The following is a 12,196-nucleotide window of genomic DNA, read 5'->3' on the forward strand; positions in this document are numbered from 1 at the left end:
ATTGGAATCCAAGTAACCCCGTTCATTTAGTTAAATTGATGGATTTTATAAAGAATAAGTTGGAGAAAATTAATTTTGACTCTGATTGTTTGTTTTGTTGCTTTACCTAATTCTCATATCTTTAGTCTCTCAAATCATACTTATATTGCAATGCGTTACATTATAGCAGGAACCTTATTCTGCATAGCCTTATTCGCTATAATTTCATTTAATTCATCCGTATCTTCTGAAAGAAAAAATGCTGATCCTCGGGTAGAAGAGCTGCTGGCCAAAATGTCTCTGGAAGAAAAAATTGGTCAGATGACTCAGATTAATATTACCAAAATTGTTACAGATTCACTGGCTGCAGCTTATGATTCCGCAACAACTCTGGTCATTGATACCAATAAGGTTATTCACTATGTAACGAAATATCATGTCGGGTCTTTCCTTAATGGAAGGGCAATGCCACCCGATGTCTGGTTCAGATTTACAAATCAGCTTCAGCGTGTCAATATGCGTTATTCCAAGAATAAAATTCCTATCATTTATGGTGTAGATCATGTTCATGGCAGTAGTTATTTAAGTAATGGTACTATCTTTCCGCACAACATCAATATCGCCTGCTCTTTTGATACTACCTTTGCTTATGAAGAAGGCTGGATCACTGCAACAGAAACAGCAGACTTGTATCATCGTTGGATATTCGCTCCTGTCTTTGATCTGGGGAAGAATAAATTCTGGGGCAGGTACTATGAAACTTTTGGAGAAGATCCATATCTGATTTCAAAAATGGGGGCTGCATATGTACGAGGACTTCAGGGTAACACCGAAATCGCACCATACAAAGCCGCTGCATGTGCAAAACATTTTCTTGGATACTCAGATCCAAAATCCGGTTGGGATAGGTCTCCTGCTGAAATTCCCGATCAGGCATTAAGAGAGTTCTACCTTCCTCCATTTAAAGCTGCGGTAGAGGCTGGTGTTAAAACGGTAATGATTAATAGCGGTGAGATCAATGGAATTCCAGTACATGCAAACTATGACATTCTTACCAAACTTCTGAGAAATGAATTGGGCTTTGACGGAATTGCAGTAACAGACTGGATGGACATTATCGCATTGCAGAAAATGCACTATGTAGCAGAAAACGAAAAGGAAGCTACTTTCTTGGCTATCAATGCCGGAGTCGATATGGCAATGGTTCCGTTGAATACGGACTTTTGTGATCATTTGCTTGCATTGGTTAAAGAAGGAAGAATCAGTGAAGAAAGAATAAATCAGTCAGTACGTCGTATTCTTAAGGTGAAGTTTGATATAGGTCTTTTTGATCAGCCTTATCCCAGAAATGACAGGTTCAATAAAATCGGTTCTAAGGAGCATAAAGTAAAAGCTTTAAATGCTGCAAAAGAATCTTTGGTACTAATGAAGAACGATCAGGATGTGCTGCCAATTAAAGCTGGCAAAAAGACTATACTAGTGGTAGGTGAAACAGCTGATAAAAAAATACCTCTTTGTGGTGGATGGACATATAGGTTCATGGCTAAAAGCGAATACTGGTTTCCTAAAGACATGAAGACTATTTATGGAGCCCTTAAAGATGAGTTTGCTGGTTCAAAGGTCATATTTGCTAAAGAGAATGAAATTAAAAAGTTAGCATCTTCTGCTGATATAATTATAGCTGCAGCTGGCGAAGAGAATGCATATGCAGAAACAGACGGTAGTATTAACGACCTTGAACTGTCAGAATCTCAGATTTCATTGGTAAAAACGGCAATAGCAACGGGAAAACCAGTTGTTCTTGTACTTACAGAAGGCAGGCCAAGAATCATAAGTAAGATTTACGACCAGTGTAAAGCAGTTCTGTTTGCAGGTCTTCCAGGAGTCGAGGGAGCTCAGGCCATTGCAGAGGTAATCAGTGGTAAAACCAATCCAAGTGGCAAATTTTCTTTTACTTATCCTTACAAGCAAGGGCATATCATCCCTTATAATCATAAGCAAAGTGAATACTCTATATTGAGACCGGTAGAAGGAGAATTAAAAAGATTTGCAATTTGTGAATTTGGACAGGGACTAAGCTATACAAAATTTTCATACACTAAAATAAATCTTAGTGATACTGTAATTAGTACCTCTGGAAAGATAACGGCTAAAGTAACTGTTTCAAATGTCGGTAAGGTAGCCGGTAAAGAATCAGTACTTTGGTTTCTTGCTGATGAATATGGATCAATAACCAGACCAGTCAAAGAACTTAAGTACTTTGAGAAAAAGGAATTGCAGCCAGGACAGTCTCTTGAATTTACATTCGTTATTGAATCAGGCAAGCATTTGTGGTTTCCCGATAAAGAAGGTAAAAAAATTCTGGAGTCAGGATATTTTACTCTCATCGTGGGAGATCAGAAAGCAAGATTCCGATTAAAATAAATGGTATCAAAATTTAATATCTAGCTTCTATGAATGTAAAGATCCTTTTAAGAATTGCTTCCGGACTACTGATTTTTCATTTGATTGCTCATACTTTAGGGCATTCGGGATGGAAACGTGCGGAAGAACCTTTGAAGCAGGAAATTATAAACAAAATGATCGGTCATAAATTCCCATTTATGGGGGCCGAAAGAAGTATGGGCGATTATTATGAAGGTTATGGTTATGCCTCAACAGTTGCTTTGGCTTTTATGGCTGTTGTATTATGGTTGATTTCCGGAGCCATAAACACGAATAAAGAATTGAGTTATAGAATTCTTTTATCATTATCTCTTGCCCTACTGTTCTGGGGTGGGATAGAGGCTTTATATTTTTTTCCTTTTGCCGCCTCTATAACCTTGCTTGCATGTCTTCTCACCCTTATTTCTGCAGTACAGCTCAGAGGAAACAAATAAGTATAGGTAGATTTATTCTTTATTTGATCATAAATCCTTTCATCTTTTGAAGGATTTATGATTCAAATGCTTTTATTCTAAGCTATGAGGAGCAAACAATAATTGTTTTTTAGAGTTTCTGAAATATACCTCACTGAGTTTTTAAAAATTCTGATGTTTGATGAATTGACAAGTCTGAAGGTCCGGGCAGCCGAGTTGTCAGCCATTATTGAATGCATACCAGATGCAGTTTACATTGGTGGCCCGAAGGGAATTCTGAGAGCAAACAAGAAAGCTTTGGATATGCTTGGATTTGACACGTTGGATGAACTTAATCAACATATAGAGATTCTGGCGGATAAGATTAAAACCAGAGATCTACATACAGGTAAGAGACTGGCTACAGAAGAAGAACCTTTTTATAAAGCTTTTTTAGGTGAAAGTAACGAGAGAGATGTAGTGACAACCCATATCAAGTCAGGAAAAGAAATAATTGTAAGATGCTCTGCTGCTCCTGTCATCATTGATGGAAAAATTATAGCTGCAATTGCCATTAATACTGATATCACAGAGAAGATTCAAAACAAACGCGACCTTGAAAGCGCCATCAAAAAACTGAGGAAGCAAAATGAAGAGTTGGATAAGTTTGTTTATACCACCTCACATGATCTTAAAGCTCCACTCAATACTATTGACCCGATTTTGCAGATTGTAAAGGATGAGAATAAAAGTGTACTTAAAAAAGATGCCATACAATTGCTTGATATGGCTATAAGGAAGGTAAGGGATATGAGCGATTTTATTCATTCATTGTTGAAATCTGCAACTACCTTAGAAAAAGTAAAAGAGCTGGTAGATCTGAATAAAATCCTCAACAAAGTTATAGCCTCGCTTGACATACCTTCAAACATAAATATTTTTGTAAGACACAACCTTCCCACTGTTTATTTTCATAAATATTCACTGATGCAAATTTTTCAAAACCTCTTATCGAACGCCATCAAGTTTATGGATAAGGAAAATGGTGTAATAAAAATTGATTGCAGAGAATCGGAAGATATGTATATCATATCCGTGAAAGATAATGGTCCAGGCATTGCCACGCATGAGTTAGAGAAAATTTTTGAAAAATTTGGAAAGGTGAATAAAGATCCTTCAAAGGATAGTTCAGGCCTGGGGCTGTCTATTGTAAAAGATATTATGAAGGAAAATAATGGTTCTGTATGGGCTGAATCGGAAATTAACAAAGGTTCTACTTTTTATTTTACAATCTTTAAATCGTAAACTCCTTATTTGAGTTGCTGATAAACAAATAGCGGATTCTCTTGTTGACTTTGCTGTTTCATTCGTTTAAAGCATGCCTCTAGTCAGAAAAAAACATCCATTGGCAATAAGATGGTTCCACTGGGTAAATTTCCCCGTTCTTGCAATGATGCTCTGGAGTGGTCTCTGGATTTACTGGGCCAATGATGAATATAATATAAAGGTAGGAGGATTGGTGGTTGTAAAATTTTTTCCTCAATGGTTCTATGAAGCCTTTAATATTCCTTTTAATCTTGCTGTAGGCATGGCCTGGCACTTTATGTTTATGTGGGTATTTATGCTTAATGGGTTTGCCTATGTGTGTTATACTCTGTTTTCAGGAGAATGGAAATACTTGCTTCCAGGCAAAGGATCTTTTAAGAACGCAATAAAAGTAACACTTCATGACATTGGCCTTCGGAAAGAACTTCCTCCTGTCACGAAATTTAATGGTGCACAACAGATAGCTTATACAAGTATTATTATTTTCGGGGCTGGTTCGGTCCTTACCGGATTGGCCATATACAAGCCTATACAGCTTTTATGGCTTACTTCTTTTCTTGGTGGTTATAAAACTGCAAGGCTATTTCATTTTTGTCTGGCTCTTAGTTATGTTTTCTTTTTTATTATTCATGTCGTCCAGGTAATAAGGGCAGGATGGAATAATTTCAGATCAATGATTACAGGTATTGAAGTTGTTACCATGAGCAAAAACACTAAAGAAAATGAAACATGACAATGAAAATGATATTAAGAACATTTCTGAACAAGAAATGCGTAGGACAACTATTAAGTCACTTGTAGTCTTTGTCTTGGGAGGATTTGGTTTGTTGAGTGGTATCAAATGGTTTGTTTCTGGTGCAGACGCAGATGGGTTATCCAAACCACTGAGAAAGATTCTTGAGGTGAATAGAGAAGTTGCGAACATATTTTACAGTAATAAAAATTTAGCGCCTGTTTTTCCAAAGGACCAAGCAGCTTTAGAACCGAGACTTAATGGAACGATTGGTCTTGAAAGTTCAATAGATCTGGATGCCTGGATGCTCAATATTCAAAACAACGGAACTATACGTGAATTGAATAAATTAACTATGACGATTACTTTGGATGACATTAAGAAGCTACCTAAAACAGAGCTTACTTTTGAGTTTAAATGCATAGAAGGATGGAGTGAAATTTCTAATTGGGGTGGGGCTAAATTTTCTGACTTTATGATAGAATACGGACTGGGAGGTCTTAATGCTGATGACGAAATTACGAATCTTGCAGAGCACGTAAAGCTGGAAACTCCAGATGGAGCTTATTACGTAGGACTTGATATAAAAAGTGCTTTACATCCTCAAACTTTACTTTGCTATGAAATGAACGGCCGACCACTCACTTCTGAGCACGGAGCTCCGCTACGCCTTATAGTACCTATAAAGTATGGAATCAAAAGTATAAAGAGAATTGGAAAAATAACATTCGTCGGTAACCGCCCATCGGATTATTGGGCTGAGAGGGGTTATGATTATTATGCAGGCTTGTAATTCTAATTTAGAATCTCTAACAGATCTTTTTCCAAAGTGTTTTGAGGGCTTTCTACAATTCTTCCGGCTTCTTTACCATTGATCAAAATAATAAAGGTTGGAATAGAATGTATCTTATATTTTTTCTCAAGCTTCTCAGGTGATTTTTTATCATGGTTAAGCAAGTACAGCGTTATCTTTTCTTTTTTAATATTGGCCTCATCTGTGATTTTATAAAATTTAGGAAGCTCTCTCTGGGTATCCCCGCACCAGGTGCCACCGAAGACAATAAAGGAAAGTTTACTTCCTTTGTCGGACAGTGGTTTTATGATTGTTGTGTCGGGCTGATAAAGATTATAACCTTCAGAAAACCACGGAAAATTTGAATTAACTTCTTTAATGTCGGTTTTTCCCGTCAAATCTTTTTCTCCGGAGCTCTGTGCTATACAGTTATTAATTGCAATGACTGCAATTAGTATTATAAGAAAACCCGATATCCGCATATTAACTTAACCTCATTAATGTCTTTGTGTTTTGATTACCATTTCAGAGTGTAATATAAATTATTATTTTAAATAATGAGAGGATAAGTCTTCAACGAGCTTTAAAGTTTTATCTCTGAGTTCTGAAGGTGATAGTATTTCCACTTTATTTCCCATCATTAATATCCACCTGGCAAAATAGTCAAGACTGTAGGTGGCAAATCTCATTTGAGTTCCGTCTTCTTCCGGATTTTCTTCTATCAGACCAAAAGTATATTTGCTTTCCTGGAGGTGAGGTAATATATCTTTGCTGACTTTAATTTCTACAGAGAAGAGTTCTTCTTCCTGGAGCATTTTGTCAAAGTATTCTTTAAGAGTAGGATGTTTAATTCTGAGAAAGGTTTCTGAGGAAACTTTTATTTTGTTGATTCTGTCGAGTCGGAAGTCTCTATAATCCTTTCTTAATCTGCAATAGGCAATCAGGTGCCAGTTTGTGCGGTAAAAGCAGATTCCTATTGGTTCTACATCTCGCTCTGTCGTTTCTCTGGCCGTAGAATAGTCCAGTTTTAAAATTTTATTAGTGATAAGTGCGCCTTTTATCAGTGTTAAGTTCAGGTCCTCTACAGTTGGTTTTGTGTTAGGGTATGGCTGAATAAGTATTTTTTGATTAAGGCTGTCCAACTCATCTTTTTTATCATTATCAATGACAGCCCTGACTTTTGTAAGTGCATCATTAAAACTTTTTGCAGTACCCTGATCTGTTTGCTGTTCAATGAATTTGCCTGCAAGCAGAAGTGCTCGCGCTTCTTCGTGGGTAAACATAACTGGAGGTAAGTGAAAACCGTCTGTTAGAAAATATCCGACTCCTGCTTCTGCCCCTATAGGGATTCCGCCTTCTTCAAGTGCTCTAATGTCTCTGTATACTGTACGAATGCTGAGATTGAAGTGGGTGGCGAGCTCTTCAGCCTTTACCACCCTCTTGCTTTGCAGTATTGTAAGTATCGCGTGAAGGCGATCTACTCTGTTCATATTTTAACCTGGATTAAGCATTTAGAAGAATCCTGTCAGATAAACTCATTAGAAGATACAATCAAAATGATTGTTGAGAGTGGTTAGCAGGACTTTTCAATGACTAATGATTAATTTGAATTTAATTTACTCCGATCTGAATTTCGGTAATATTATCATTAGATGCCATACCCGAAAAACTTTTATATACTTCTCTTACCTGATTTGTAGGCTTGATTCCGCTTTTATATACATTTTCAAAAAGTTGCTGGTAAATGGCAGGAAGGTTTAATAAATCTCCATTGTGTGTATGAGACAGGCATTTAAAATTATCGAATTTTTTGATTTTGTGATTTTCGCTTTTAAAGTTCATGCTGTCCTCTACTGGTAATGCAATTTCCAGTGTAAATTCTTTGTCTCTGTCATTGGAACAGTCAAAGTAAATAAATTCCATAGGACCTGAGGCATTTAATCCGCCTTTTGCGACTGCTTCATAAACACCCCTAACAGCTTTATCAGCAAATTCGTGCAATTTGTTCAGTGTTGTTTGGGTAGTAAAACATAGGTATTGTCCTGATGGGATGAGTTTGGTCTCCATTTTTCTCTTTAAGTTTATGTTAATATTAGCACAAACCTAAAGCCCGATTATGACAGCCTTATGTCAGCAGTAAGTTTAATCCTGAAAATTAATTTTTTAATAGAGGACGCTTATGCGGATATAGTTTGCCCCGTTATTAATATTGGCTATGTAGTAACCAATAGCAACAATATTTCCTTTTTCTGATGTGCCATTCCATTCCGCAGGAATAGAGAGCTCCTTAATTTTGTTGCCGCTTTTATCATAAATTACAGCCTTTCCTGTTTCTGAAAAGAAAAATCCGTCTTTATCCCCATCATTATTTGGGGTAATGAAGGTTTCATCACAGGGTTCAAGGGGAATTTTTATGGCTTCCGGAAAATCCTTCTGGCATTTGTCATCCAAGAAGATTTTAAGGCTATAGGACTCATCAGAAAGCCCGGTGAAGGATCCGAAGGTCGATTTAAAGGTATTTGATGTGCTTTGGGATTTTAATTCATAACTGAGAGTTGCAGGATTTTCACCTTCCAGTTTAATTAATACTGATCCGGTACCCAGACAATTTATTCCCGAGATATTGAACGTAAGTTTACTCAGGTCGAGACAAGAAGATACAGATACTAAAAAAGTATCTGTACGAAGTGTCATACCTGGGAAAGATGGATTGGTTATTTTAACAATATATTTACCTTCATTTGCATCTGTAATATTTGGTATAGTAAGGAGATCTTCACTGGTTGTTTCTATTTTATTTCCGTTAAAATACCATTCATAAGTATTATTTGTCATGGAAGAATCAATGCCTGTACGAATGATGAAATCTGAAAATTCTTTACCATTCTGATTACTAACAACTAAGTCTTTCTGTGGGGAAATTATAAATACGTTTTGGAAGTTTGGATATCCTTTAAGGGGAATGAAATCTTCAAACGAAAATTGGTTTAAGTGAAATTCAACTTTCTTTAACTTAGTAAGGTTGCTGATATCAGGAATCTTGGTTAAGAAGTTTCTGTCAAGGGAAAGCTCCTGAAGGTTTACATTTTTGCTTACATCAGGCGTTAATACAATATTGTTGGTACCTGCATTGACCTTGATAAGGTTCACATTGTTTTGCAGATCGGGAAGAGCCTGCAACTGATTTTTCCAGACAGTTAATTCTTCCAGTAAAGTGAGTTTGTCGACAGGAGGAATTGATGTTATCTGGTTGTTTCCAACATCTATTTTTTTTAGGCTAATCAGGTTGTTTAATTCAGGAAGGACAGTCAGAAAATTATTGGAGGCAATAAGCTGAACTAATGCAGTATTCCCAGTCAGATCAGGTAAAGATTTAAGACTGTTGTTGTAAAGAAACAGTGTTTTAAGTTTGGTAAGATTACTTAAATCAGGAATAGTAATAAGGTTGTTAAAAGTAAGTTCTATCCTCGTTATATCTTTCAGATTTGAAATATCCGGAACTGAAGTAAGCTGGTTATTATTAGCTTTTAATACTTCAAGACTGGTAAAATACTGAATGCCTTCTATTGACTGAATGTTTTTTCCCGAACAGTCAAGAGTGCCATCTATTACTTTCGCTTTTTCTAAAATCAGACTATCATTATTAATGACTTTGGAGAATTCTTTTTTTAGGAAGGCAAGAAAGTTTTTGTCAGGTATGGCAATATTCTGTGCATACAGAATACCTTGGATCCCCCAAAAAAGAATAATTAATATGGATGCCTTTTTTGTCATTTTACTATTGTTACGCTGCCCTGTACCAAACCACCCTTACCTCTGTCAAAAACAAAGATATAATATCCCGGCTTAATTTCTCCGCTTTTACCTTCTCCGGACCAATGTTCTTTATCACCCTCTGCAACTTGTTTTTCAAAATATATATTTCCTGATGCGTCATATATCAAAAGCTTGCCAGCTTTGCCCATGGACGGAATCTCCCAGTTTTCATCTATATATGGATTAAAGGAATAATCTTTAGGGCAGTTTTTATTTTTCACTATCAGATTATCAAATATTTTTTTACATCCGTTGCCATCGGAAATTATAAGTTTATATGAGCCAGATGGTAAACTAGTTGCATCTTTTATTTCTTCACCATCAAATACTGTGTAAGTATATGGCTCAGTTCCTCCATTAATTTGTTGAACCTTGATTGCTCCTTGTTCTTCTCCTTCACAGGTTTCGATTGTCTTTACGGAGGCTCTCAGCTCTGTTTTCTCGCATGGGTTCAGACTTAGCTTTTCTACAGCATTATTTTTATCGGAGATTATTGAAATGACTGATTTTTTTTCTTCGGTTTCAGTCAGTTCCATTTGGAAAATAGGAAGGCTGTCAACTTTATTACCAGGAGTAACAGATTCTGAAATCTCAGCCTGGTTGCTTTTCGTTTTTACTTTATTTTTTTGGACTGTTGGTGTATTCTTATCATTAAATGGTTTTGAAGGAATTGCTTCTTTGATCTCAGGGATAGTTTCCTGATATGCCTGATATCGATTATGTGAAGGTTTTTTTGAATAATTCTGAAAACAAAACCATCCTGCAAAGCCAACAAGAGTTGCAGCAAATATTGAGATAGCTGTATATTTTATCTTTACTGAAGAAGAGTTGCCAGACTGACTTTTTATCAGTGCGCTTACCTCAAGTAGCCTGTTTTCTATTATAAGATCGTCCGCAAGCTTATGAAGCTTTACTCTTTTTGCCAGATCAGAATCATTAGATAATTCCGTTTCAAATGCCAATAACTCCTCAGTTGTAAGCCTTCCATGGATATAATCTTCAATTTGGCTATATGTAGAACCTTCACGCTTCATATTCCTTTTAGCTTATCTGCAAGAGCAGGATTATTTTCTATTTCTTTAATCAATTTTTGTTTACATCTCTTTTGTTGCATTTTTACTGCGTCAATAGAGCTGAAGCCCATCCTGATCATTATATCTTCCATTAAGAGGTTATAATAAACAGTATTGGTAAGCAGTTCCACACATTTTTCTCCAATTCCTGAGAATAATGATTTAATAACATTCTCATCAGTACGCTCTTGTGGTCGGTCCCATGGAGAGGGTTCCTCTTCAAATGCTTCATCACCGACTGTTTCCAGGTACTGAATTCTTTGTTCTTTCTTAATTTTATTAATCCACAGATTAATGCTGATCCTGTAAAGGTATCCGTAAACCTTATACTTAGGATCAAATGTATTTTTGATTACTTGTTTATAGAAAAGCAGAAGGCAATCCTGAAATACATCAGAAGCATCTTCTTTTCTTCCCGAATTTTTTCGGATATAATTTTCAACAAGAGGAAATACTTTTTTATAAAGATGAGGAATAACTTCCTTATCTTTGCCATTGCGTATTAAGTCCGGTATTTGTTCTTCTGAAATTTTCACAAGCTATTTCTAATACATTTCAGGAAACGGTAGGTAACGAAGTTGGGTAAATAATTTTATATGTTCACCTTTGAATTTTAGGCCGGATGCGCTTTTGTCTTTTAATTATTTTTCTTTTTTGGTATCTAGCTGTTTCTGCGCAGGTTACAGATCTGTTTCCGGAAAATTATACTACCTACTTTAATAATACGGCTATTGTTAATCCTGGATTTGTCCAGGAAGATTCTAAAGCAGAATTTTTTTCCATGTACAGGCAAAGAACCGGAGCATTCCAGAAGATTGCCAGTTATTCACTGACTTGTAGTAGAGTTTTCAGAAAGGAAAACAATGCAGCTCATCTTGCCAGGATATTTTTTTCTAATGATAAAGAAGGTCCATATATAGACAAACCCAGAGCTTATTTTAATTATGCATATGTTATTCCATTTGCCGAGGAAACTTCTCTTTCTGCAGGATTAGCAGCAGGGTTTACACAAGTTTATTTTTCAGCACCTTCTGCAACGGCATCCGGTAATTCAACGATGCCAGACGGATCAGTTGGTATTACATTCAGGCGAAAAAAATTTTTTTCAGGAATATCTTCACAACAGGTTTTCAATGCTGAATCTAATCCTTTAAAGGCAAATGTAAAACTCAGAAGGTATTACAATTTTTTACTAAGTCAGGAAAAGGACTTAAGCCCTTTACTTAAATTAAGAGGTAATTTAATCTATCAGCTTTTACCTTTAAATTCAGACCTTTTAAACATAGCCATGGAAGGAAGTTATAATGACATAATCAGTCTGGGGGGAGCATATAAAAGCAGAGAAGGTCTTGCTCTAATCGGGTCTGTACAGGCCAATCTAGGGGATGATAAAATTTTTATTTGCTTTGCTTATAATACAGGTGTTTTAAGCAAATTAAAGTATGGCTTTAATTCGGTAGAGATAAATTTTGGTTATAGGATTAACTGATAAAGAATAGAATCTTAATTTCAGTGAATTGTTAAACAATTTATTAGAATAGTTAAAAAACAATAAAACTGCTTTTTAGTTATGAGTATTCAAAATACTTAATTTTAGGTATTGTTTAAGTGTTTAATTATTAATAAGTTGGCTTCGCTA

General features: G+C 35.9%; 12 protein-coding genes. 6 read left to right on the forward strand and 6 right to left on the reverse strand.

The annotated features are described in order from the left end of the window. The first annotated feature begins 150 nt into the window (after positions 1 to 150). The 5 genes from MYP_RS07715 (at position 151) to MYP_RS07735 (ending at position 5,668) form a co-directional block, all read left to right on the forward strand. Entirely contained in the window at positions 151 to 2,403 is a 2,253-nt protein-coding gene (locus tag MYP_RS07715; RefSeq protein WP_156140399.1) for a beta-glucosidase family protein, read from the forward strand. Positions 2,404 to 2,432: 29 nt separating this feature from the next. Then, positions 2,433 to 2,858 carry an LIC_13387 family protein gene (locus MYP_RS07720; RefSeq protein WP_045460831.1) on the forward strand — a complete coding sequence of 142 codons (426 nt, stop codon included), beginning with the start codon at positions 2,433 to 2,435 and terminating at the stop codon, positions 2,856 to 2,858. A 153-nt stretch (positions 2,859 to 3,011) separates the two neighbouring features. Beyond that, positions 3,012 to 4,121 carry a sensor histidine kinase gene (locus MYP_RS07725; protein ID WP_156140401.1) on the forward strand — a complete coding sequence of 370 codons (1,110 nt, stop codon included), beginning with the start codon at positions 3,012 to 3,014 and terminating at the stop codon, positions 4,119 to 4,121. Between the two features lie 73 nt (positions 4,122 to 4,194). Beyond that, positions 4,195 to 4,875 (forward strand): cytochrome b/b6 domain-containing protein, encoded by a 681-nt coding sequence (locus MYP_RS07730; protein WP_045460838.1) that lies wholly within the window; start codon positions 4,195 to 4,197, stop codon positions 4,873 to 4,875. Further along, complete coding sequence (locus MYP_RS07735) at positions 4,865 to 5,668, forward strand: molybdopterin-dependent oxidoreductase (protein WP_045460841.1); 804 nt, start codon at positions 4,865 to 4,867, stop codon at positions 5,666 to 5,668. Before MYP_RS07730 ends, MYP_RS07735 begins: the two co-directional genes overlap by 11 nt. Positions 5,669 to 5,670: 2 nt before the next feature. On the opposite strand, the gene MYP_RS07740 is transcribed toward MYP_RS07735, so the two are convergent. The 6 genes from MYP_RS07740 to MYP_RS07765 all read right to left on the reverse strand — a co-directional run bounded on the left by MYP_RS07740 (position 5,671) and on the right by MYP_RS07765 (position 11,093). Further along, positions 5,671 to 6,150 (reverse strand): thioredoxin family protein, encoded by a 480-nt coding sequence (locus tag MYP_RS07740; protein WP_045460845.1) that lies wholly within the window; start codon positions 6,148 to 6,150, stop codon positions 5,671 to 5,673. A 63-nt stretch (positions 6,151 to 6,213) separates the two neighbouring features. Further along, positions 6,214 to 7,158 carry a helix-turn-helix transcriptional regulator gene (locus MYP_RS07745; protein ID WP_045460849.1) on the reverse strand — a complete coding sequence of 315 codons (945 nt, stop codon included), beginning with the start codon at positions 7,156 to 7,158 and terminating at the stop codon, positions 6,214 to 6,216. Between the two features lie 121 nt (positions 7,159 to 7,279). After that, on the reverse strand, positions 7,280 to 7,735 hold the full coding sequence (locus tag MYP_RS07750; RefSeq protein ID WP_045460852.1) for a GyrI-like domain-containing protein: 456 nt from the start codon (positions 7,733 to 7,735) through the stop codon (positions 7,280 to 7,282). A gap of 96 nt (positions 7,736 to 7,831) precedes the next feature. Then, positions 7,832 to 9,442 (reverse strand): leucine-rich repeat domain-containing protein, encoded by a 1,611-nt coding sequence (locus MYP_RS07755; protein WP_045460856.1) that lies wholly within the window; start codon positions 9,440 to 9,442, stop codon positions 7,832 to 7,834. Beyond that, the gene (locus tag MYP_RS07760) at positions 9,439 to 10,518 is read right to left on the reverse strand and encodes a hypothetical protein (RefSeq protein WP_045460859.1); all 1,080 of its coding nucleotides are present in this window, start codon (positions 10,516 to 10,518) and stop codon (positions 9,439 to 9,441) included. The genes MYP_RS07755 and MYP_RS07760 overlap by 4 nt, the downstream gene beginning before the upstream one ends. After that, complete coding sequence (locus tag MYP_RS07765) at positions 10,515 to 11,093, reverse strand: RNA polymerase sigma factor (RefSeq protein WP_045460863.1); 579 nt, start codon at positions 11,091 to 11,093, stop codon at positions 10,515 to 10,517. Before MYP_RS07765 ends, MYP_RS07760 begins: the two co-directional genes overlap by 4 nt. Before the next feature lie 86 nt (positions 11,094 to 11,179). Between MYP_RS07765 and MYP_RS07770 the strand changes: the two genes are divergently transcribed. After that, complete coding sequence (locus MYP_RS07770; protein WP_045460866.1) at positions 11,180 to 12,046, forward strand: type IX secretion system membrane protein PorP/SprF; 867 nt, start codon at positions 11,180 to 11,182, stop codon at positions 12,044 to 12,046. Positions 12,047 to 12,196: the final 150 nt, after the last annotated feature.

This window comes from Sporocytophaga myxococcoides, from assembly GCF_000775915.1.
GTDB lineage: Bacteria > Bacteroidota > Bacteroidia > Cytophagales > Cytophagaceae > Sporocytophaga > Sporocytophaga myxococcoides_A.